Origin of the sequence: Kocuria sp. ICS0012 (genome assembly GCF_001665945.1) — a bacterium.
Taxonomy (GTDB): domain Bacteria; phylum Actinomycetota; class Actinomycetes; order Actinomycetales; family Micrococcaceae; genus Kocuria; species Kocuria marina.
In genome coordinates, this window is record NZ_LZMM01000077.1 from 28,903 (window position 1) to 49,922 (window position 21,020).

Genomic DNA, 21,020 nt, shown 5'->3' on the forward strand with positions numbered 1-21,020 from the left:
GCGGCTCAGCGGGTGGGCTTGGCCCCGCGGCCGCCCAGCCGACGGGACGTGTCCCCGTCCTGGGCCAGCTTGGCGCGCAGTTCCTTGGGCAGGGAGAACAGGATGTCCTCCTGGGCGGTCTCCACTTCCTCCACGGACCCGTAGCCGTACTCCGCGAGCAGATCCAGGACCTGGCGCACGAGGACCTCGGGAACCGAAGCACCGGAGGTCACGCCGACGGTTGCGACACCCTCGAACCAGGACTCGTCCACCTGATGGGCGAAGTCCACGCGTTCGGCGCGCCGGGCCCCGTACTCGAGGGCCACCTCCTTGAGGCGCACGGAGTTCGACGAGTTGGCCGAGCCCACCACGATCACCAGGTCCGCTTGCGGGGCGATCTCCTTGATCGCCGCCTGGCGGTTGGAGGTCGCGTAGCAGATGTCGTCGCTGGGGGGATCGATCATGTTGGGGAACCGGGCACGCAACCGGTTCACGGTCTCCATGGTCTCGTCCACGCTCAACGTGGTCTGGGACAGCCACACGAGTTTGTCCGGGTCCTGGACCTCGATGCTGTCCACGTCCTCCGGGGAGTTCACGATCTGGATGTGTTCGGGGGCCTCCCCGAACGTGCCCTCGACCTCTTCGTGGCCCACGTGGCCGATGAGCAGGATCTCGTAGTCGCTCTTGGCGAAGCGCACGGCCTCGCGGTGCACCTTGGTCACGAGCGGGCACGTGGCGTCGATGGTGTGGAGGTTGCGGTCGTGGGCGGACTGCACCACGGCCGGAGACACCCCGTGGGCGGAGAACACCAGCAGGGAGCCCTCGGGCACCTCGTCCGTCTCCTCCACGAAGATCGCACCGCGCTCCTCGAGGGTCTGGACCACGTGCTTGTTGTGCACGATCTCCTTGCGCACGTACACCGGGGCACCGTAGTGCTCGAGCGCCTTCTCCACGGCGATCACCGCGCGATCCACGCCCGCGCAGTATCCGCGCGGCGCGGCCAACAGGACCTTGCGCTCTCCGGTGACCGGAGCGGCGTCGGCAATTTCCTGGGGGGTGCGACGAACCCGGGGAACGGTGGGCATGGACAGGTCAACCACAGTGGACATGTCCTTAATGGTAAGTGACCGTACGGGAGCGCACCACGGCGCCGATCACACCCACCAGGGCCACGCACGCGGCACCGATCATGCCCGTGACGCTGCGTCCCACGAAGGATTCTCGCAGCAGAGTGATGATCTGTTCCGTGACCAGGTGCGCCACGGGTTCCACACCGGACGCGTCCACCACGGAGCTCGCGGCCCACAGCACCATGGCGAGTAGGACACCTGTAAACAACACACCGGCCAGGCCCACCCCGGCGATCGCGAGCCACCGCCGCGGGCTGACCACCACGGCGAGCACCGCGAGCAACCCCACGAGCCACGGCAGGGCATACCGCCATGGGGCGAGCCCCACCAGGGCGTCCAGCATGCGACCGGTCTCGGCACCGGGGACCGTCATGATCAGATCGTTGCGGGCGATCCCCGGGGAGATCCCGATGACGTCCTCGACCTGGTGATCCACGGCGGCACCCAACGCGGTGGCGTCCACCACGAGGTGTTCGGGCGCGTCCGCGGAATCGGCGCTCAGGGGTACGTTCGCGTCGTGGGTGTCCTGCAGGACCTGGATCCACGTCCCCTGTTGCTCGGGGGCGGTGAGCCAGGACTGTGCGGCGGTGACCGCCGTTTCCCGGACCCGCTCGATGGCCTGGTCCACGGGTTCGATCCCGACCTCGACGTCGCTCAGGGCGTTGAACGTCGCGCGGTCCAGGACGGTGCGCACGAGTTCGTCCTGGAAGGTCGTCTCGGTGACCACGGCCGCCGCGGTGTCCTGGAACCCCGAGGGCGAGAGCAGATGGTCCTGGACCCAGGTCAGCCCCAGCCACGCGGCGAACCCCGCACCGGCCACGATCGCGCACAGGGCGGCGCACAGGCTGCGCAGCAGCGCCGCGGGACGGGATGACGGAGATGAGCTCACGACTCCAATGTACGGAGAACCGGCTGTGCGTGTCCCCGTCGGGTGATACTTATGTCCCATGAGTACGTGGCCCCCGAGCGAAGACACCGGCGCACCGGAACGCCCCGCCGAGACGCCACGGTTGGCGCGGGACACCACGCCGGAGAATCCGTGGCCGCTCAGCAAGCTGTCGTACGGGCTGCATGGGTGGATCGAACGCGCACCTGCGGCCTGGGTCGAGGGTCAGGTGATCGAGGTCAACCACCGCGCCCGCGTCTCCTACGTGACGCTGCGCGACCTCCACGACGAGGTCTCGGTCAGCGTCACCATGTTCAAGGCGGAGATGTCCCGGTTGGAACGCCCCCTCGAACGGGGCTCCCGGGTGATCGTTAACCTCAAGGCGGATCTGTACGTCAAGACCGGGCGGCTGTCCATGATCGGGCGAGACATCCGCCCCGTGGGTCTGGGGGACCTCCTGGAACGCCTCGAACGATTGCGGCGAGCGCTCGCGGAAGAGGGTCTGTTCGATCCCGCCCACAAGAAACCCCTCCCGGTGCTGCCCCACCGGGTCGGGTTGATCACCGGGCGCAATTCCGATGCCGAGAAGGACGTGGTGCGCAACGCCACCAACCGGTGGCCGGGTGTGCAATTCGAGATCCGCGAGGTTCCGGTCCAGGGAGCCGGTTCGGCGCGCGCCGTGGTCCAAGCCCTCGCGGAACTCGACGCCATGGACGCCGTGGACGTGATCGTGATCGCCCGCGGCGGGGGCGCGTTCGAGGACCTGTTGTCGTTCAGCGACGAATCCGTGCTGCGCGCGGTGTTCGCCGCCCACACGCCGGTCGTCAGCGCGATCGGTCACGAGAACGACCAACCGCTGCTGGATTACGTCGCGGACCTGCGCGCCTCCACCCCCACGGACGCGGGCAAACGCATCGTCCCGGACGTGCACGAGGAACGCCTTCGCATTGCCCAGGCGCGCGGAGCCCTGGACCGTGCCGTGGCCACCATGATCGAGCGCGAACACCAGGGGCTCGAGACCATGCGGTCCCGGCCCTCCCTGGCCCAGCCGGACTCCATGATCCTGGTCCGTGAGGAGGACCTGGATCGCTGGCGTTCGCGCGCGTGGTCCGCGGTGAACGCCCAGACCGTGCGAGCGCAGGACACGGTGGCCCAGATGCGCGCCCGCGTGCGTGCTCTGTCCCCGCAGCAGACATTGGATCGCGGTTACGCGGTCGTGCAGACCCCGGACGGTTCGGTCCTCACCGATGCACGCGACGTCACCGAGGGGCAGGACCTCACCGTGCGCCTGGCCGCCGGGGAACTCAGGGTGAATGTCACCTCCCGCACCAACCGCCAGCCCGGGGACCACTGAACCCCGCCCTTCGATCTCCTCGACCCCACCGGAAGGACACACCGTGGCACAGCAGAACAGCAGCGAACAGCACAGCACCGGACAGGACGATTCCCGCCTCGGCGGCTCGGCCGGAACCCGCCCCGATCTCTCGGACGTGGACGGTCTGAGCTACGAGCAGGCCCGCGAGCAGCTCGTGGAGACCGTGGCCCGGCTCGAAGCGGGCGGCACCACGCTGGAGGAGTCCCTCCACCTGTGGGAACGGGGCGAGGCCCTCGCCACCCGCTGCGAGCAGTGGCTCGACGGCGCCCGCGAACGCCTCGACGCCGCCCGCGCCCGGCGCGAGGAGAACCGGGAGCAGGCGGCGTCGGAGGACTGACGCAGTGGAGTCCGGTCACCAGTAAACCCCCGGAGCGGTCCGGCCACGTCACCCCGTGGTGAGACGTCGCCCGGACCGCTGTCGGGGTCAGGAACCGGCTACTGGTGGTACCCGGAGAGGAACTCGCCGAGTCGATCCAGCGCGGTGTCCAGCATGTCCACCGCGGGCAGCGTGACCAGGCGGAAGTGGTCCGGCTTGCCCCAGTTGAACGCGGTGCCGTGGCTGAGCAGGATCTTCTGTTCCTTGAGCAGGTCCAGGGCGAACCGCTCGTCGTCCACGATCCCGAACTTCTCCACGTCCAGCTTCGGGAAGAGGTAGAGCGCACCGCGGGCCTGCTCGCACGTGATGCCGTCGATCTCGCTGAGCTTGCGGTGGGCGATGTCACGCTGGGCCTTGAGCCGCCCGCCGGGGAGGATGAGGTCGTTGATCGACTGGTATCCACCCAGCGCCGTCTGGATCGCGTGCTGAGCGGGCACGTTCGCGCACATGCGCATGTTGGCGAGCAGCTTGATGCCCTCCAGGTAGGACTCCGCGCGCCAGTTCGGCCCGGTGATCGCGAGCCACCCGGAGCGGTAACCGGCCACCCGGTAGGCCTTGGACAGCCCCGAGAACGTCAGGCACAGCACGTCCTCACCGGTGAGGGACGCGGTGTTGATCATCTCGGCGTCGTCGTAGGTGATCTTCTCGTAGATCTCGTCCGAGAACAGGATGAGCTCGTGTTCCTTGGCCAGGTCCACGATCTTCTGCAGGGTCTCGCGTGAGTAGACCGCACCCGTGGGGTTGTTGGGATTGATGATCACGATGCCCTTGGTGCGCGAGGTGATCTTGGATTCCATGTCCTCGAGATCCGGGTTCCACCCGTTCTCCTCGTCGCACGTGTAATGCACGGGCGTGCCGCCGGACAGCGCCACCGACGCCGTCCACAGGGGGTAGTCCGGTGAGGGGATGAGGATCTCGTCGCCCGGATTGCACAGTGCCTGCAGGGTCATGGTGATCAGTTCGGAGACACCGTTGCCCAGGTAGACGTCGTCTGTGTCCAGGTTCATGATCCCGCGCGTCTGGTAGTACTGCACCACCGCGGTGCGCGCGGAGTAGATGCCCCGGGAGTCCGAGTAGCCCTGCGCGTTCGGCAGGTTCTTGATCATGTCCACCAGGATGGCGTCCGGTGCCTCGAAGCCGAAGGGTGCGGGGTTGCCGATGTTCAGGCGCAGGATGCGCTGACCCGCGGCCTCCATCTTCTCCGCCTGCTCGAGCACGGGCCCGCGGATGTCGTAGAGGACGTTCTTCAGTTTGTCGGACTGTTTCACCTTTGCCATGGGGTCACCATACTCGGCGCCCCCATCCCGATTCGGTCGGCACGCGGCGGTGCTCCGCAGCTCAAGGGCCCACGACGTCGCTCGCTGCCTCCCGTCGCACGTCAGCACTTCTCGGATCACGTCAGCGCGGCTGCTCGCGTAGGAACGTGGCCGTCTGTTCGGGACTCATCGCGGGACCGGACCCGCCCGCGAGCCGGGTGATGGTCGTCAGGTCCTCCGACGTGAGATCTGCTGAGACCGCGTTCGCCGACGCCACCGCCCGGTCGTCCATGCCCTCGGAGCTGAGCACCACCGCGCGCTCCGGGCGAAACAGTCGGTTCGGGTCGTCCAGTTCCACGAGCCCGTCGTCGTCGATCGCGGGTTCGGAGGAACGCAGCACCGCGGCCTGCACCTCGTGGCTCAGCAGCGCATTCACGAGCTCACCGGTGGTAGCGAACTCCGGCACGGCCTTGGGCGCGCAGTCGTAATAGGCCTTCAGCCCGCGCTCTCCCTGGGCGCTGTCCGCGTAGCCCCGGGTCATCCCCACGGCCATCTCGGGGCAGTGCTCCCCGATCGTGTTCAGGCCCCCCAGGTTGTACTGCGCGTTCGTCGCGGCCGTGACCACCACGCGGTCCGTACGTTGCGCGGACGACGAATCGAGCACGGTCAGCCCGCGCGGCAGTGCCCCGGGCAGGGCGCGGTACACGTCGTCGTCGGACGGCCCGGTCTCCCCCGTGATGCCGAGCAACTGCCCGAGCGAGTCCAGCAGCCCGCGCGGGGTGTCCGTGTCCGGGGCGGGGGAACGCGTGGACGACGGGCTCACACTCGGTTGCGGCGAGGCCGGCCGCTCGTTCTGCCGCGCGTACACGTACAAATCACCGGTGAAGTCGGGGACCATGGTCGCGCGGCCGGCCTGCAGTGCGTCCACGATCTGTTCGCGCGTGGTCCCCACGTCCACCACGCTCGCGGTGATCCCGTCCGCGGCCAGCCGCTGTTGATACAGGTGCGCCAGCACGCGGGTCTGCAGGTCCACACCGGTCGCGATCTTCACGGTGGACTCCCCCGTGGCGTTCGACGACGCCGCCTGGCTCGCCGTCTCCGTGTCCGGCCCGCCGGTCCCGCCGCCCGCGCCGCACGCGCTCAGCAGGAGGGCCCCGCTCGCGAGCGCGGCGACGGCGCGCAGCCGCACCCCGTGACTCACCGGTCCCGGCCGGGCTCGGTGGCCACGTCCTGCTCGGGGATGTCCTCGGGTGGGGTGTCCGGGTCCGCGACGGCGCTCGTGAGCCCGGAGAGTCGCAGGCCCTGGTCCACGAGGTCCAGCCGCTTGAGGGAGTCGATGCGTGCGATCGGGAACCACGCGGCGTCGTCGGACGAACCATTCTGCTCGACCGCCAGCTCACCGCCCGTGACGTGGGCGGTGTACAGGACGCGGCACGCGTGATTGCCACGGGGCTGACCGTCCAGGCGCTGCTCGGGGGTCATCCAGTAGCTGTGCACGCCCACCAGGCCATCCGATTCCACGTGGAAACCGGTCTCCTCGAAGACCTCCCGGATCATGGTCTGCTCCGGCTGCTCCCCCGGTTCCATGCCGCCGCCGGGAAGGGTCCACGCGCCGTCGAACCCCGGGTGACGGGGGTTCCAGTGCGTCAACAGCACGTGCTCGTCGCGGGTGATCAGGGCATAGGCGCCCACGCGGGAATCGAACGGCTTGCTCATGAGCGCCAGTCTACTGACGCGTTCCGGGTGACCCCTGACAGCGGACTGGTTTCCCCGGGGCGGTGCGGGCGCGGCAGGGTGCGGTCGGTGCGGCGCGCGGGCGGGGCCCATAATGTCCGGGTGAGCATCGTGGAGAACGCCATTTACCGTAACGGGCGCAGGGTCGAGTCGCCCCGGTCCCTTGAGGAGACGTACGACCTGCTGCAGCGGATGCTGGAGCATCCCGGGGAGCCCTCCGCGTCCGAGAGCGGGGACGCGGTCGTGGCGTGGATCGGGCTGTACCGGCCCGAACCGGACGAGACCCGCTCGCTCGCCGAGCACTTCCACCTGCACGAGCTCGCGGTCGAGGACACCGTCCAGGCGCACCAGCGCCCCAAGATGGAACGCTACGGCGAGACGCTGTTCACCGTGATCCGCCCGGCGGTCTACCAGGACGCGACCGAGACCGTGGAGATCGGTGAGATCCACATCTTCACCGGACCCCATTTCGTGATCACCATCCGTCACTCCGAGTCCAGCGGCGTGGGGCGGGTGCGTAAGCGGGTCGAGGAGGACCGGGAGCTGTTGTGCTTCGGTCCGGACGGCGTGCTGTACGCGTTGCTGGACCAGATCGTGGACGACTACTTCCCCGTGCTCGACGGTCTCGAGAACGACATCGACGAGATCGAGGACGCGTTGTTCGCCGGGCAGCCGAACGTCTCGCAACGGATCTACGAGCTCGCCCGGGAGATCAACGACTTCCACCGCGGGGTGGCCCCGCTCAGCAACGTGATGCAGCGTTACTTCACGGGCTTCACCAAGTACGGTACGCACGAGGAACTGCAGCACCGGTTGCGTGACGTGCTGGATCACGTGATCCAGGTCAGCGGGAAGCTCGAATCCATGCGGGCCTCGCTCACCGACGCCATGAGCGTGGATTCCACCCTCACCACGGCGCGGCAGAACGAGGCCGCCATGCAGCAGAACGAACAGATGAAGAAGATCTCCTCGTGGGCGGCGATCCTCTTCGCGCCGTCCATCGTGGGCTCGATCTACGGCATGAACTTCACCCACATGCCCGAGCTCGACTGGCGCCTGGGTTACCCCATGTCCCTGGGCCTCATGCTGCTCGTGGCCGTGGTGCTCTACGCGGTATTCAAGGTCAAGAACTGGTTGTGAGGCGCGCAACGCGTCGGTTCGCTGGGGCGCGGACGGGCCGCACGGTGGGACGGTCCGGGGGCGACGTCGGCGGGTGACGTCCGCGGGCGACGTGGTCCGGCGGCCCTCTCGGAGGCCGCTCCCGCTCCGCGTTGAGCGGGCACGCATCCCGGGCCATTACCCTGGCGGGGATGGACAACTGGGAATTCTGGCTCGACAAACCGTTCCGCCTGGTGCTCGTGTTGCTGGGCGCCGTGGTGGTCTCCGCGCTCGTGCGCCTGCTGATCCGCAAGATCACCCGGGGGATTGCACGCGGCACCCAATCGCGGATCATCAAGCGCTTTGACCACGGCCAGGCCCGCTGGGTGCAGGACGCGGGGCTGGCATCCGAACGCCAGAGCCTGCGGGCCAGGACCATCGGGGCGGTGCTCTCGTCCGTGTCCACCGTGGCGGTGTGGGCGATCGCGATCCTCATGATCATCTCGGAACTCGGGTACAACATCGGGCCGGTGCTCGCCTCCGCGGGCATCGCGGGCGTGGCGCTGTCCTTCGGTGCGCAGTCCCTGGTCAAGGACTACCTCTCCGGGATCTTCATGGTCGCGGAGGACCAATTGGGCATCGGTGACTCCGTGGATCTCGGTGAGGCCGTGGGCACCGTGGAGAACGTGGGGTTGCGCGTGACCCAGGTCCGGGACGTGAAGGGCACCCTGTGGCACGTGCGCAATGGCGAGATCCTGCGCGTGGGCAATCAGTCCCAGGGCTGGGCCCGCTGTGTCCTGGACATCCCCGTCCCCTACGACACCAACATCGACCTGATCGCGGACATGATCGAACACGAAGCCCGGCTCGTGCGTGACGATCCGGACGTGGGTCCCAGCATCGTCGCGGACCCCGAGGTGTGGGGTGTGGAGAACATCTCGGGTGAGAGCATCACGATCCGGTTGGCCGTCAAGACCGCTCCCCTCGAGCAGTGGGACGTGGCCCGCGTGATGCGGGTGCGGATCAAAAAAATGCTCGACCGGGACGGGCTGCGCATCCCGCTGACCAACCAGGTCATAGTGCGCACGGGGGCCGAGCCCGAGACACAGGGAGAAGCACCCACCACGTCCTTCCCCGTGCCGCGTGTGCCTACGACCGGCAAGCTGCGCACCACCCCGGTGCGCCCCGAACCCGTGGACGTGGACAGCCACACCCCGGACGGCCGCACCCCCAGCCGCGACGAGTCCGGCGAGGGAACCACGTCCGCGGAACGCCGCGGGGACGGCTGAGCGCGGGCCGTCAGCTCCGCTTCCGGCGGACTCCCCCACCCCGGGAGGGCCGCCCGCGTCCCGGCTTCGCTGCGCTACGCTTCCCCGCCGATGACGCCGCTCGCCTGTCCCTGTCACGGGCCCCATCCTTGGTGCGGCCGCCGTCTCGCGGCGCTTCCCTGCCACTGGACTCCTTACGGCCACGCACGATCCCCACGAACCGCTGCACCGTGTCCTCGCCCTCGTCATCCAGGCCGCGAGGCCACACGAGGACCACGGGAACGGTGGGGGCGTCCGTGAGTTCTCTAAAGGTCACGTCCTTGCGGGCATGCAGGCGCGCCACGGACATCGGCAGCACCACGGGGCCCACGCCGGCGGCGGCGAGTTCGACGGCCATGGCGGCGTCGTCGATGTCGGCGTGCGCTTGCGGGGTGGACTCCTCGGTGAGCTGCGCGAGGGTGAGGGAGTCAAGGACGGTCAAAAGGTCGTCGGTGCTCAGCACCGCCACCTGCAGCTCGTCGTACAGGTGCACCGCATTGTGGGTGACCCGCAGGTCCTCGAGCGAAGGATCCCCCGGCGCCCAGCCGAGCCGCACGAAACACGCAGTGACGGCGGCGTCGTGGAGCGCCGAGCGCCATTCCGCGGCCGGGACCAGGACGTCCCGCAGCTCGGGGCGCATCCTGCGCTCGCGCCACAGGCCGAACCACTTGCCGGGCATGACACCGGGGACGTACCCCACGGTGAACGCGCCCGGCTCCGCGGGCTCAGAGGGGGGTGTCGGGGTGTCCGCTGCGGTCATGCTCCCACCCTAAGTGCACCCGTGCGTGCGCCATGTCCGGGCCTGTCCGAGCTGGGCGTGCAGGCCCATCCGAGCGATACGTACGGCTTCGTGGCGCACGGATGTGCGAAAACCGGCGCGGAGGGCTAGAGTGTTCCCTGTTGTTCGGGGCTTTAGCTCAGTTGGTAGAGCGTTTCGTTCGCAATGAAAAGGTCAGGGGTTCGATTCCCCTAAGCTCCACATTCTTCTCAGATCCCGTGTCCGGAAGGGCACGGGATCTTTGCTGTCCGCGCGCCGCGCTCCCGATCGATGGAGTCGGGAGCGCGGCCGCCGGACCGTCGCGAACATCTGTGCCCCGTGAAGACATGCGATTCGCCAAGGACATGTCTTTTCGGGACACACGTGCATCGCCACCCATTGCCCCCGGCAGAAGGGCCCCATGCCCCAGCACCGCAGCTACACGACGAGCGTCGCCAGCGTGTGCCCGCACTACGTGACCAAGGCGGGGAAGAAGAGCCGCACCAAGGACGAGGTGGACCAGATCATCTGCTGGCTCACCGGATACTCCCCCGAGCAGCTGCGGAGCCAGCTCGAAAACGACGTCGATTTCCAGACCTCCTTCACCGACGCCCCTGCCATGGAGAAGATCCTCCGAGGCTGACCCGCCGCGCGCGGATACTGTGAGCCCATGAAGATCCTCGTGACCGGCTTCGAGCCCTTCGGTGGAGAGACGGAGAACGCGAGCGGCGTCGCCGTCGACATGCTCCGCGAGTTCGCGCCGAGCGACGGCGTATGCATCGCCACGGCGATCCTCCCCGTCACATGGCCCGGAGCGGGTCCCGCGCTGCTGCGGGCCGTCGAGGAACACCGGCCCGACGCCGTCGTGGCCGTGGGTGAAGCGGGCGGCCGAACGGCCGTCACCCCTGAGCGGTGGGCCAGGAACCTGGGGCACGGGCGCATCCCGGACAACGACGGCGGGGTCCGCGACGCCGCTCCCCTCGCCGAGGGTCCCGAGCGCCTCGAGTCCCGCATTGACCCTTCCGCGCTCGCCCATGCCGTCCGGGACGCGGGCATCCCGGCCGAGGTCTCCGACGACGCAGGCGCTTTCCTGTGCAACGCCGTCTTCTGGACCGCGCTGCACCGCACGGATCTGCCCGCCGCGTTCATCCACGTACCCGCGGTCAGGTCGAGAGGATCAGCGGGGATCGGTGCCGAGACCGACCCGGATCACACCCCCGCGGATTCAGCGCTGAGTTTCGACGACCTCGCACACGCGCTGGCGGCCGCTGTCCACGCCGTCGCCCTCGAGCCAGGATCGCAGTCGGCCTGAACAGCCCCGGTAGGCCGGATCCACGCCACGGCCCCGAAAGGAGCTCAGCATGGTTTCCACATCACGTCCCGCAGCCACCGCGTTCCTTGTGTCCGGCCTTTTCCTTCTGACCTCGTGCAACGGCGACCGGACGTCCGAGCCGGCCCGAGCGAAACGGCCGCGGCGTCGTCGTCGTTGGGTGAGCCCCGGACCGTGACCGAAAACTTGGACGCACCGTGGTCCGTTGCCTTCTACGGGGGCACTCCCCTGGTCAGCGAGCGCGACTCAGCCAGGATTCTGGAGCTCGACGACGCCGGGCAGGCTCGCGGGGTGGGCGTCGTTCGCGGCGGCCAGGGCGACACATCGTCCCATGCTTTCCCGCATGCGGTGTGCAGCGATATCATCGCTCTATGGCGATTGAAGTAAGTGAGCTCCCCACGTTGGATGCACGAGCCACCGCGGCGTACGCGCACCTGTTCCAGGCGCTGAGTGAACCGACCCGGCTGGCCGTGGTTCAGCACCTGGCCTCGGGGGAACACCGGGTCCGGGACCTCGTGGAGCACATGGGCCTGGCCCAGTCCACGGTGAGCAAACACCTGAGCTTCCTCGTGGAGTGCCACCTGATCCAGGCGCGGCCGGAGGGGCGTGCCACGTGGTATTCCCTCACCCACTCGCATGAACTCGCGGCCCTGATCGCTGCCGCGGAACACATCCTGCACGCCACCGGCACCGACGCGGTGCTGTGCGCCCACCTGCGCCACCCCCCGCAGGGACCCGCCACCGGGACCGCTGCAGTGTGGGGCGGGGCGGCGTCGTCGTCGGGATGGGAGGCCGAGTAATGGGCGCCGGACACGTACACGGTCACACCCACGCTGGGGCCACGGGACACCCGGGGCGACTGCGGGTGGCCTTCGGGTTGACCGCGGGGATGGTCGTGGCCCAGGCGGCGGGGGCGGTAATCACGGGGAGCTTGGCCCTGCTGACCGACACCGTCCACGCCTTGACGGATGCGATCGGGCTGCTCGTAGCGCTCGTCGCGGCGCACCTGATGACGCGCCCGGCCAGTTCCAAGCACACGTGGGGCTTCCGGCGCGTGGAGGTGATCGCGGCCCTCGGCCAGGCCACCCTCCTACTGGGCGTGGGGATCTTCGCCGCTGTGGAGGGTGTCCGGCGGCTCGTGGAACCGCGCGAGGTACCGCCCACGGAGCTGTTGGTCTTCGGCACCGCGGGGTTGGCATGCAACGTGGTGGCCATCCTGGTGCTGTCCTCGAGTCGGGAGAGCAACTTCAACATGCGTGCCGCGTTCCTGGAGGTCGTCAACGACGCCCTGGGCTCGCTGGGCGTGATCGTGGCCGCCGTGGTGATCGCGACCACCGGGTTCCAGCGCGCGGACACCGTGGCGGCACTGTTCATCGCCGCGCTCATCCTTCCCCGCGCCGTGCGGATCATGCGCGAGACCGCAGCGGTGCTCATGGAGTTCACGCCGCGCGGCCTGGATCTGGACCTGTTCCGCGAGCACATCATGGCCCTGCACCACGTGGTGGACGTGCACGACGTTCACGCCTCCACGGTCGCCACGGGCCTTCCCACCATCAGCGCGCACGTGGTCGTGGAGGACGAGTGCTTCCGGGATGGGCATGCGGCAGACTTGCTCCGGGACGTGAAGACGTGTGTCGCGGAACACTTCGATGTGTCGGTACACCACTCCACGTTCCAGATCGAAACGGCGGACATTCGCGATTCGGAATCCCACGAGGTTTTGCACGCCTGACTCCGCCGCAACGCCCACACCCCGGGAGGACACCATGAGGGAACCCACCAGCACGCTGTTCACGGACGTCGTCGTCTTCGACGGCACGGACTTCCACTCCGGGACCAGGGACGTCCTGGTGCGCGAGGGACGCATCGAGCGGCTGGCCTCGCACGGTGAGATCCAGGCCTCGCAGGACACGCGCACGGTGAACGGCTCGGGACATACGCTCACCCCGGGGTTCATCGACTGCCACGTACACCTGACCGTGAGCAACGCGGGGTCCCTCGCGGGTTTCGCGGAACCGTTCTCCACGCAGTTCTACCGCTCGGTGGACAACATGCGCCGCACGCTCGACGCCGGTGTGACCACCGTGCGCGATGCCGGTGGTGCGGACGCCGGCCTCAAGCATTCCCTGGCCACCGGGCTGGTTCGCGGACCACGCGTGAAACTCTCGGTGAGCATCATGTCCCAGACCGGGGGCCACGGGGACAGCTGGTTGCTCTCGGGTGCGTGCTCACCCATGCTCGCGCCGCACACCGGCCGCCCCGACGGCGTGGCCGACGGTCCCGACGGCGTGCGGCGCAAGGCCCGCGAGATCCTGCGGGCCGGTGCAGACCAGATCAAGATCTGCTCCACGGGCGGCGTGTTGTCCCCCGACGACGATCCGCAGCACTCGCAGTTCGGCCCGGACGAGATCGAGGTCATCGTGGCCGAGGCCCGCGCACAGGGTGCCTACGTGATGTCCCACGCGCAGGGTGCCCCCGGGATCAAGAACGCCCTGCGCGCCGGAGCTCGATCCGTGGAACACGGGATCTTCCTGGACGACGAGGCCATCGAGCTGCTCCTGGAGAACGACGCCTTCCTGGTCCCCACGCTGCAGGCCCCGCTCGCGGTGATCACGGCCCACGAGGCGGGCGTGCCCATGCCCCCGGGCGTGGTCGAGAAGGCCCGCCGCGTGGCGCAAGCCCACAGCGCGTCCGTGGCCAAGGCCCACGACGCTGGCGTGAAGATCGCCATGGGCACGGATGCGGGCGTGGGCGCCCACGGCGAGAACCTCGAGGAGATCGAGCTCATGGCGGCCAACGGGATGTCCACGGTGCACGCGTTGCGTGCCGCGACATCCACGGCCGCGCAGCTCATCGAGGAACCGTGCCTGGGCAACCTCGAGCGTGGCGCCACGGCGGATCTGGTCCTACTCGAGGGTGATCTCCACCGCGAGGGCGTCACGCAACTGCGCGGCCGGGTCCGCGGGGTGTGGCAGGCCGGGGAACGGGTGCGCTGAGCGGGGCGCACCGCCCCGGCCCCCGGCAGGAACATCAGGCGCGCGCCAGACGCTCCCACGCGAGTTCGGCGAGGGCCGCGGCCTGGGCGCCGCTCCGCCGGGTCCCTCCTCGCCGGGCTGGACCATGAACACGACGTGGCCCGCCAGGTCGTCCCGGCGAGCGCTCAGCAGTGTGGCCGCGCCCACGAGACCAGCGGTGTGCAGGTCGGGCCGCAGTGATGTCGCGTCGTCCAGGAACGTCACGCGACCTCCTCGGTCCGGGCGGGCGGTCTCAGTCCCCGTCCGCCGGCATCCCCGTGAGTTCCGGTCCCGGCGCGAGCCGGACCGGGCCACGGGCTGTGGTGATGTCCACTGTCTCACCTTTTTGCTGCACTGTGATCTCCCCCACGTCCGCCAGTTCCCGGGCCACCGCCCGCACCCCGGGCATGTCGTCCCGCCATTCGTCCCCGCCCAGGGTCCGGGCAACGTCGGACGGGCAGATCGTCGTGCCCGCTCGGTGCCGCAGCAGCGCACGGATCGTGGCCGCACGCCGTTCCCGCAGCCCGGACTCCGAGGGGGTCTCCCACCACGGGTCACCTCGCTCCCCCAGCGCGACCTTCGCGTCCTGGACCCGCTCGCGCGCGTGTTCGTCCTTGGACTTCACGGCTCGCCGGGCACTCATGAGTTCGCGGACGAGTTCCTCCCGGAACTTCTCAGGGATGCACGGGTCCGTGGCGCGCCATGTGCGCCCGTTGACCACGATGTGGTGCCCGTCCGCAGTGCGTTCGGGGCCCGACGACGCCGCGGTCGCCGCGTCCTTCTTTTCCGGGCTCATCGGCGCAGCCCCCCGTCCAGTCCCAGGCGGGAGATGAGTTGTTCGTGGCGCGCCAGACCGGCCGTGACCACGGAAGGGTTCTGGGCGTACCAGCGCAGGTGTTCGGCCGCGATGTCCTGTTCCGGGATGTGTTCCCCGTGGATGATCCAGTCGTCGTGCGGACCCCCGATCAAGTCGTCGGGATCGTGACCGAGGGCTTCGAGCGTGCTCGCGTAGATCGGTGCGCGGATCCCGCCCAGCAGCACCCGCCCGGGATCGGGGACGGTCGCGCTGAGGCCGGCCTCCGCCAGGATCGCCGCAGCGACCTCCGTGAGCACCCCGTTACCCGGGTGATTGATCACGTGCACGGCATGGGGGCCGGCGGCATCCAGGATCGAGGCGGCATCGAGGGCATGGTGCGCGTCTTGCCGCACTCGCAGCTGTCGCAGCGACTCTTCCCGTGCCGCCCACACTGCCTCCGGGGTCGGGCGGGTCAGCTCCACCGTGGACTCACCCCGGGCCGCGGCGGTCAGCACCCGCAGGTCGTGGTACGGGGCCACGGGAGGGTCCCCCACGCCTGGGGCCCGCACGATCGCGAGCGTGGGCATGAGCGCGGTCCAGCGCATCACCGGGATGCGCACGATCCGGGCGTCGTCGGCCAAGCGCGGGAGGACGTCGTTGTTGCCCAGGGGCAGGCCGCGGTATCCGGCCGCCACGGGCTGGGTCACGAACAGCGAGAGCCGCGGCAGCAGGGTATGCAAGTGGGGCAGGTCCTGCTCGGTCAACTCGTGCACGGGCGGCAGGCGCACCCCGTGCCACTCACCGGCCAGGGCGCCGTGGAGCAGGACGCGCAGGGACTCGGCCTGACAGTTGCCGTACACCGCGAACAGCGGGACGTCGGGGAGCCCGTTGAGCCCGTAGAAGTCCCCGTAGTGCACCCGGCGGCCCGCGATGTGTGCGTCGTTCGTCGGTTCAGTGGTCATGTCCCACCCTGTCCTCGAGTCGTCGTGCGGTGTCCGCGGCGTGGACCGGGACCCGCGGATCGTCCGGGTCCACGTCCACCGGATTCGATTCTGCCCGGTTCACGGCACGCACGGAACGCACCGTGAGCAACCCCGGCACATGAGTTTCCCCGCGCTCGCTCCACCGACGCAGGGGCACGTCCAGTGTGAGGGGCGCGTGGACATCGGCGAGGACCACGGCCCGGTCGAGCACGTTCTGCGGTGGTGCACCGATCCGGATCCGGGGGTCCTCGGCGAGCGCGTCCGGGACCTCCGCGCGGTCCACGAACCACACCCCGGCATCCGTGTCGCGCAGGACGTGGGCGGCGGTGAGGTAGGCCTCGGCGGCGTCGTCGTGCCCGTGCACTTGCACGACCGCCCACGGTTGGCCGAACGCGACACCCGACCCGCGCGTGCTGCGCAGTGGGATCCGCCGGGCGAGGGCGAGAGTTTCGGCGTCCTTGACCGCGCGCGTGGCACTGCGGCCGGCGAGGTCGGGACCGTCGTGCCACGCCCCGGCCCCCGGTACGTGGGTGAAGCGCGCCCCCGCTTGCCAGCAGCGGTACGCCAGGTCCCAGTCCTCGCCGCCGTAGCCCACGAGGGTCTCGTCGAAGCCACCGCAGCGCTCGAAAAGTGCGCGGTCCATCGCGAGCAGCGCGCTGATCACGAGCCGGAAGTCCTCGGTCCCCGCGTCCGCCAGATCCGCCGTGCGGGCGTAGCCGTCCGCGAGCCACACGGGATCCTGCAGCCGACGTGCGCCGGGGACGTCCTCGCCCGCGACCCAGCGCAGCACGGCGGGCACGTTGAGGCCGTCGAGCGCCGCGTGATGGCGAGCGCCCACCGCGAGCGCGCCGTGGCCGTCATCCGCACGGGTGAGCCCGGTGAGCATCGCGGAGACGAACCCCGGCTCGGGGATCATGTCCCCGTCCAGGAACACGAGCACATCACCCCGCGCAGTGCGCGCCCCGAGATTGCGCGCCGCCCCCGCGCGGAAGCCCAGGTCCTCCTGGCGCACCACGGTGCACGTGAACGGGACGGGCGGGATCGCGGGGGCCTCTGCGGAGCCGTCGTCGGCGACCACAACCTCCAACTCTTCTACCGGGTGGTCCTGCTGCGCCAATGCGGCGAGCAGGCGATCCAGGCCGCGCTGGTTCTCGAAGTACGGGACGACGACGCTCATCGACGGCGCGCTCACAGCGCACCTCGCCGAGGTGTGAGTCGATCCCCTGTGATCCGCTCCCATTGCATTGCGGCGGCAGCAGCCGTGCCGGGGACCTGAGTCGCATCCCACGCGGCGGGATCGATCCACGTGGCGGCGGGATCCTTGAGTGCGCGAGCCAGCGCCGTCGGGAGGTCATCGGTGAGCGTAAGCGCCCATGGGGCCCGCGCCGCGAGTTCCTCGAAGAACGGGTGGGGCGTCACGAGGGGTTTGCGTCCGCTCGCGATCCACCGGCCCACCGACCCGGAGGCCGAGACGTGGGACGGTGCGACCACCGGGACCGTGACTTCTTGCGCGGCGCGGGTCAGGGCGGCGTCGGGCAGGAATCCCGTGGCGCTGAACGAGTGCCCGAGCGCGCGGGCCGCGGCGTTCAGGGCCGGGACGAGGTCGTCGTGACCGTCCGAGGGGCGGCCCAGTGCCACGACGTCAACCGGGGTGCGCACACCTTCGAGGGCCGCGACCACACGGTCGTGGCCCTTGCCCGGATACAGGAAGCCGAGCATCGCCACGCTCGGAGTGCCGTTCGCCGGATGACGTCGCGCGGCCGCCCACTCCCCCGGCTCCGGCGGATCGATGGGCAGCGGGTCCACGAAAACGGCGGTGACATCGGCTGCGACGAACCGCTCGAGCTGGCGACGTTCCGACGCGCTGCTCACGATCACGGTGCGCGCGAGGTCCGCGACGCGCGCATAGGCGGCACGTCGCGCCTCGAAGGCGTGGCCGTCCGACGGCTGGGGAATGTCGTGCAGGGTCACCGAGACGGGCCGGACCCGAGCCAACCGGGCGATCGTGTCCGCGGCGGCCGTGGCGGAATCGCCGAACACGCGGTCGGTGAAGTGCAGGTGCACGGGGGCGTCGTCGCGGAGCAGGTCGGGCAGGAGTTCGTCGACCGTGCCGGACACCGATCGGGCTTCCGGGGTGTGCCGCGCGAGTGCCTCGGCATGCATGCGGACACCGTGCTGGGCCGGGCCCACACAGGCGAGGAGGGGAACTGTCACCGCCCCACTGTATCGACCCGGCCATCCATCCGGCCCCTAACATCTGTGTCCCGGAACAACACGTGGATTCGAGAATCCGTGCATTTTCGGGCCCCAGGTGTTGTGCAGTCCGGCTGCCGCGGCGGCCAGGAGCGGGCGGGTGGGCGGGTACCGGGCGCGTCCGAGAGGACCCGGGTGGGCATCGCATGCGTCTTAAAGGACCCGGGTTGGCTGCCGGACACACCCCGCACGTCGTGGCGGAACTCACTTCATCCGTGCACTCGTTGCACTTGTGCAAATTTGCACTCGTGCATAGGATTTTCGTCGTGCCTGAATCCCATCTCTCCCTGCGTGAACGCCACCGTGTTCGCACCCTCGCGGAGATCCATCGCGCCGCGCTGGAGCTCGCGACGTCGGGGAATTACGCCGACACCGCCGTGGAAGCCATTGCCGAACGTGCCGGGGTCTCCCGCAGGACGTTCTTCAACTACTACTCGTCCAAGGAGGACGCGATGCTGGGGCTCACCCCGCCGCGACTGTCCGAGGCCGCTCGCGAGCGCTATACGGATCCTGACGCCGGGGACGAGTTCGCTCGCACCGTGCGCCTGTTCGTAGACGTCCTCCGGGACGCCACAGGCCCCCCGGAGCTCGCCACGCGCCGTCGTGAACTGATGTGCGCCCACCCCGAACTCAAACGGCGCATCGGGATGCACATCACCGCGGTGGAGAACCTCGTGGTCTCCACCGTCACCGAACACTCCGCGCGCGACACCCCTCCCCGCTCGGAGGAGACGACCCACGCGTTCGTCCTGCTGGCCGGCTCGGTCATCAAGTTCGTGTTCCGTACCAACACGCATCTGGCCACCACACCCGACGACGCCGCCATCCAGCGCGCGCTCGACCACGCCATCGGCGTCTTCCGCACCGCTCTCAAGGAGATCTCATGACCGCCACCGCCACCCGGGCTGTATCCAGCCCTCCTGTGGACGAGAAACCACCCCACCTCGGACTGCTGTTCGCGAGCCTCATGGTCGTCATGCTGCTCGCGTCCCTCAGCCAGACCATCCTCTCCACCGCCCTGCCCACCATCGTGGGAGACCTAGGCGGTGTGGACCACATGAGCTGGGTCATCACCGGCTTCATCCTGGCTTCCACCGTGATGATGCCGGTCTACGGCCGCATCTCCGATCTCCTCGGCCGCAAGCCCGTGCTGATCGCGGCCATCGTGCTGTTCATCGCGGGCTCCGCCCTGGGTGCGGCGGCCGGGACCATGAGCTGGCTCATCACCGCCCGCGTGGTGCAGGGCCTGGGCGGCGGTGGTCTGATGATCCTCGCCCAGACCTCCATCGCGGACGTGGTCCCCGCCCGTGAGCGCGGCAAGTACATGGGCGTGATGGGCGCCGTGTTCGCCGTGTCCTCGGTGGCCGGGCCGCTGCTGGGCGGCTGGATCACGGAGGGTCCCGGCTGGCGCTGGGCGTTCTCCTTCAACATCCCGCTCGGAATCCTGGCCATCATCGCGGTGGCCGTGTTCCTCAAGCTGCCCCGGCGGCCCCGCGAGGAGCGCGAACGCATCGATTATTTGGGCATGATCCTGCTGGCCGGTGCCACCACGTGCCTGATCCTGGTGTGCACGTGGGGCGGGACCCAGTACGACTGGAACTCCCCGCAGATCCTGCTGCTGTGCGCCACCACCCTGGCCGGGGCCATCGCCTTCGTGATCGCCGAGACCCGCGCGAGCAGCCCCGTGATCCCCCTGCCCCTGTTCAAGGACCGCAACTTCACCCTGACCACCGTGTCCGGGCTCGCGGTGGGCGTGGCCATGTTCGGCGCGATCGGCTACATGCCCACCTACATCCAGATGGTCAAGGGCGTGGACGCCACCCAGGCCGGTCTGCTCATGACCCCCATGATGGCGTCCCTGCTGATCACCTCGATCGTCTCGGGCCAGATCGTCTCCCGCACGGGCCGGTACAAGCTGTTCCCCCTGGTGGGCATGGTGATCATGGGCATCGGCTTGTGGCTGCTGTCCACCCTGGAAGTCTCGGACTCCACCGTTCGCATGTGCGTGTTCCTCGCGGTGTTCGGCGCGGGCATCGGGCTGAGCATGCAGATCCTGGTGCTCATCGTGCAGAACTCGGTGCCCAACCGGATCGTGGGCACCGCCACCGCCTCCAGCAACTTCTTCCGCCAGGTGGGAGCCACCGTGGGCTCCGCCGTGGTGGGCTCGCTGTTCATCTCCCGGCTGAAGGACCTGCTGGCGGAGAACCTGCCCAAGATCCCGGGCAAGTCCGCCGGGGCGATGGACGCCAACTCCTTCACCCCGCAGAGCGTGCACGGGCTGCCGGCCATGTTCCGCGACCCGGTGATCCAGTCCTACAACGACGCCCTGCTGCCCATCTTCCTGTTCATGATCCCGCTCGCGGTGCTCGCGTTCGTGCTGCTGCTGTTCGTGGAGGAGAAGCCCCTGGCCACCCGCGTGGACCTGAGCACGGGCGAGATCTCCACGGTCGAGGCCACCGCCACCGAGGCGCAGGCGGCAGTGGGCGCCTCGGACCGCCCCGCAGAATCCCCTCGTCAGCCGGGGACCGTGACGGACAGTGCCGCCTCTGAGTTCCCGCGAACCCGGGAGACCTCGCAGGCGTCGGCAGCCACGCAGACCGCGGCCCGCCCGCCGCGCAGAGGCCGACGCGGTGGCCGCCCGGCGCCGCGCCACCGGGCCTGAAAGAGCGCTCCGGGATCCGAGTGATGCACGCCGTTCGCACCCCGGGACCAGCCGCTCCGCGTTGACCGGGCGGGCGCTGAGGCG

Annotated in this window: 21 protein-coding genes, 1 tRNA gene and 1 pseudogene; 12 read left to right on the top strand and 11 right to left on the bottom strand. The window is 69.4% G+C overall.

Going from position 1 to position 21,020, the window contains the following annotated elements:
* Positions 1-5 precede the first annotated feature (5 nt).
* Both A5728_RS12045 and A5728_RS12050 read right to left on the bottom strand, forming a co-directional pair.
* Entirely contained in the window at positions 6-1,088 is a 1,083-nt protein-coding gene (locus A5728_RS12045) for a 4-hydroxy-3-methylbut-2-enyl diphosphate reductase (protein ID WP_064847295.1), read from the bottom strand.
* A gap of 4 nt (positions 1,089-1,092) precedes the next feature.
* Entirely contained in the window at positions 1,093-1,998 is a 906-nt protein-coding gene (locus A5728_RS12050) for a hypothetical protein (protein ID WP_064847296.1), read from the bottom strand.
* A 58-nt stretch (positions 1,999-2,056) separates the two neighbouring features.
* On the opposite strand from A5728_RS12050, the gene xseA reads away from it, so the two are divergent.
* Together xseA and A5728_RS14910 are read left to right on the top strand one after the other, a co-directional pair.
* Positions 2,057-3,349, top strand: a complete 1,293-nt coding sequence (gene xseA / locus A5728_RS12055) for an exodeoxyribonuclease VII large subunit (RefSeq protein WP_064847297.1) — start codon at positions 2,057-2,059, stop codon at positions 3,347-3,349.
* A gap of 43 nt (positions 3,350-3,392) precedes the next feature.
* The gene (locus A5728_RS14910; RefSeq protein WP_064847298.1) at positions 3,393-3,707 is read left to right on the top strand and encodes an exodeoxyribonuclease VII small subunit; all 315 of its coding nucleotides are present in this window, start codon (positions 3,393-3,395) and stop codon (positions 3,705-3,707) included.
* A 98-nt stretch (positions 3,708-3,805) separates the two neighbouring features.
* Here the strand turns inward: A5728_RS14910 and A5728_RS12065 are convergent, their stop codons facing one another.
* The 3 genes from A5728_RS12065 to A5728_RS12075 form a co-directional block, all read right to left on the bottom strand.
* On the bottom strand, positions 3,806-5,023 hold the full coding sequence (locus tag A5728_RS12065; protein ID WP_064847299.1) for a pyridoxal phosphate-dependent aminotransferase: 1,218 nt from the start codon (positions 5,021-5,023) through the stop codon (positions 3,806-3,808).
* A gap of 121 nt (positions 5,024-5,144) precedes the next feature.
* Complete coding sequence (locus tag A5728_RS12070; RefSeq protein WP_064847300.1) at positions 5,145-6,203, bottom strand: glycine betaine ABC transporter substrate-binding protein; 1,059 nt, start codon at positions 6,201-6,203, stop codon at positions 5,145-5,147.
* Positions 6,200-6,718: an NUDIX hydrolase gene (locus tag A5728_RS12075; protein ID WP_064847301.1), complete on the bottom strand. Its 519-nt coding sequence runs from the start codon at positions 6,716-6,718 to the stop codon at positions 6,200-6,202. The genes A5728_RS12070 and A5728_RS12075 overlap by 4 nt, the downstream gene beginning before the upstream one ends.
* A gap of 120 nt (positions 6,719-6,838) precedes the next feature.
* On the opposite strand from A5728_RS12075, the gene corA reads away from it, so the two are divergent.
* Both corA and A5728_RS12085 read left to right on the top strand, forming a co-directional pair.
* A complete protein-coding gene (gene corA, locus A5728_RS12080) occupies positions 6,839-7,876 on the top strand; it encodes a magnesium/cobalt transporter CorA (RefSeq protein ID WP_064847302.1) in 1,038 nt (345 codons plus the stop codon).
* A gap of 170 nt (positions 7,877-8,046) precedes the next feature.
* On the top strand, positions 8,047-9,123 hold the full coding sequence (locus A5728_RS12085) for a mechanosensitive ion channel family protein (protein WP_064847303.1): 1,077 nt from the start codon (positions 8,047-8,049) through the stop codon (positions 9,121-9,123).
* Between the two features lie 10 nt (positions 9,124-9,133).
* Here the strand turns inward: A5728_RS12085 and A5728_RS12090 are convergent, their stop codons facing one another.
* Positions 9,134-9,901: a LysR substrate-binding domain-containing protein gene (locus A5728_RS12090; RefSeq protein ID WP_082943457.1), complete on the bottom strand. Its 768-nt coding sequence runs from the start codon at positions 9,899-9,901 to the stop codon at positions 9,134-9,136.
* 146 nt (positions 9,902-10,047) lie between these two features.
* On the opposite strand from A5728_RS12090, the gene A5728_RS12095 reads away from it, so the two are divergent.
* The 6 genes from A5728_RS12095 (at position 10,048) to A5728_RS12120 (ending at position 14,224) form a co-directional block, all read left to right on the top strand.
* A tRNA-Ala gene (locus A5728_RS12095) sits at positions 10,048-10,120 on the top strand.
* 199 nt (positions 10,121-10,319) lie between these two features.
* On the top strand, positions 10,320-10,541 hold the full coding sequence (locus tag A5728_RS12100) for a DUF2200 family protein (protein ID WP_082943458.1): 222 nt from the start codon (positions 10,320-10,322) through the stop codon (positions 10,539-10,541).
* Positions 10,542-10,568: 27 nt separating this feature from the next.
* Positions 10,569-11,210 carry a pyroglutamyl-peptidase I gene (locus A5728_RS12105; protein WP_082943459.1) on the top strand — a complete coding sequence of 214 codons (642 nt, stop codon included), beginning with the start codon at positions 10,569-10,571 and terminating at the stop codon, positions 11,208-11,210.
* Between the two features lie 389 nt (positions 11,211-11,599).
* Positions 11,600-12,028, top strand: coding sequence for a helix-turn-helix transcriptional regulator (locus tag A5728_RS12110; protein ID WP_064847304.1), 429 nt, complete (start codon positions 11,600-11,602; stop codon positions 12,026-12,028).
* Positions 12,028-12,960: a cation diffusion facilitator family transporter gene (locus tag A5728_RS12115; protein ID WP_064847305.1), complete on the top strand. Its 933-nt coding sequence runs from the start codon at positions 12,028-12,030 to the stop codon at positions 12,958-12,960. The genes A5728_RS12110 and A5728_RS12115 overlap by 1 nt, the downstream gene beginning before the upstream one ends.
* A 34-nt stretch (positions 12,961-12,994) precedes the next feature.
* Positions 12,995-14,224 (top strand): amidohydrolase family protein, encoded by a 1,230-nt coding sequence (locus tag A5728_RS12120; RefSeq protein WP_064847306.1) that lies wholly within the window; start codon positions 12,995-12,997, stop codon positions 14,222-14,224.
* A gap of 84 nt (positions 14,225-14,308) precedes the next feature.
* Here A5728_RS12120 and A5728_RS14915 read toward each other — a convergent pair.
* From A5728_RS14915 to A5728_RS12140, 5 genes and pseudogenes are all read right to left on the bottom strand, one after another.
* Positions 14,309-14,431 (bottom strand): annotated as a pseudogene (locus A5728_RS14915) (M20/M25/M40 family metallo-hydrolase); the annotation flags it as partial.
* Positions 14,432-14,495: 64 nt separating this feature from the next.
* Positions 14,496-15,038, bottom strand: coding sequence for a DUF3253 domain-containing protein (locus A5728_RS12125; RefSeq protein ID WP_064847307.1), 543 nt, complete (start codon positions 15,036-15,038; stop codon positions 14,496-14,498).
* Entirely contained in the window at positions 15,035-16,000 is a 966-nt protein-coding gene (locus tag A5728_RS12130; protein ID WP_064847308.1) for a WcbI family polysaccharide biosynthesis putative acetyltransferase, read from the bottom strand. The genes A5728_RS12125 and A5728_RS12130 overlap by 4 nt, the downstream gene beginning before the upstream one ends.
* Entirely contained in the window at positions 15,990-17,213 is a 1,224-nt protein-coding gene (locus tag A5728_RS12135) for a glycosyltransferase family 2 protein (protein ID WP_231885643.1), read from the bottom strand. Before A5728_RS12135 ends, A5728_RS12130 begins: the two co-directional genes overlap by 11 nt.
* Entirely contained in the window at positions 17,210-18,235 is a 1,026-nt protein-coding gene (locus tag A5728_RS12140; RefSeq protein ID WP_231885644.1) for a hypothetical protein, read from the bottom strand. Before A5728_RS12140 ends, A5728_RS12135 begins: the two co-directional genes overlap by 4 nt.
* Positions 18,236-18,540: 305 nt before the next feature.
* Between A5728_RS12140 and A5728_RS12145 the strand changes: the two genes are divergently transcribed.
* Together A5728_RS12145 and A5728_RS12150 are read left to right on the top strand one after the other, a co-directional pair.
* Positions 18,541-19,161, top strand: a complete 621-nt coding sequence (locus A5728_RS12145) for a TetR/AcrR family transcriptional regulator (protein WP_064847310.1) — start codon at positions 18,541-18,543, stop codon at positions 19,159-19,161.
* Positions 19,158-20,936 (top strand): MDR family MFS transporter, encoded by a 1,779-nt coding sequence (locus A5728_RS12150; protein ID WP_064847311.1) that lies wholly within the window; start codon positions 19,158-19,160, stop codon positions 20,934-20,936. The genes A5728_RS12145 and A5728_RS12150 overlap by 4 nt, the downstream gene beginning before the upstream one ends.
* The last annotated feature ends 84 nt before the right edge of the window (positions 20,937-21,020 follow it).

Excerpts from the sequence above, each read along its gene's own strand:
- A5728_RS12045 (WP_064847295.1), bottom strand. The coding sequence starts at position 1,088 with ATGTCCACTGTGGTTGACCTGTCCATGCCCACCGTTCCCCGGGTTCGT.
- xseA (WP_064847297.1), top strand. The coding sequence starts at position 2,057 with ATGAGTACGTGGCCCCCGAGCGAAGACACCGGCGCACCGGAACGCCCC.
- A5728_RS12065 (WP_064847299.1), bottom strand. The coding sequence starts at position 5,023 with ATGGCAAAGGTGAAACAGTCCGACAAACTGAAGAACGTCCTCTACGAC.
- A5728_RS12075 (WP_064847301.1), bottom strand. The coding sequence starts at position 6,718 with ATGAGCAAGCCGTTCGATTCCCGCGTGGGCGCCTATGCCCTGATCACC.
- A5728_RS12085 (WP_064847303.1), top strand. The coding sequence starts at position 8,047 with ATGGACAACTGGGAATTCTGGCTCGACAAACCGTTCCGCCTGGTGCTC.
- A5728_RS12090 (WP_082943457.1), bottom strand. The coding sequence starts at position 9,901 with ATGACCGCAGCGGACACCCCGACACCCCCCTCTGAGCCCGCGGAGCCG.
- A5728_RS12100 (WP_082943458.1), top strand. The coding sequence starts at position 10,320 with ATGCCCCAGCACCGCAGCTACACGACGAGCGTCGCCAGCGTGTGCCCG.
- A5728_RS12105 (WP_082943459.1), top strand. The coding sequence starts at position 10,569 with ATGAAGATCCTCGTGACCGGCTTCGAGCCCTTCGGTGGAGAGACGGAG.
- A5728_RS12110 (WP_064847304.1), top strand. The coding sequence starts at position 11,600 with ATGGCGATTGAAGTAAGTGAGCTCCCCACGTTGGATGCACGAGCCACC.
- A5728_RS12115 (WP_064847305.1), top strand. The coding sequence starts at position 12,028 with ATGGGCGCCGGACACGTACACGGTCACACCCACGCTGGGGCCACGGGA.
- A5728_RS12120 (WP_064847306.1), top strand. The coding sequence starts at position 12,995 with ATGAGGGAACCCACCAGCACGCTGTTCACGGACGTCGTCGTCTTCGAC.
- A5728_RS12125 (WP_064847307.1), bottom strand. The coding sequence starts at position 15,038 with ATGAGCCCGGAAAAGAAGGACGCGGCGACCGCGGCGTCGTCGGGCCCC.
- A5728_RS12130 (WP_064847308.1), bottom strand. The coding sequence starts at position 16,000 with ATGACCACTGAACCGACGAACGACGCACACATCGCGGGCCGCCGGGTG.
- A5728_RS12150 (WP_064847311.1), top strand. The coding sequence starts at position 19,158 with ATGACCGCCACCGCCACCCGGGCTGTATCCAGCCCTCCTGTGGACGAG.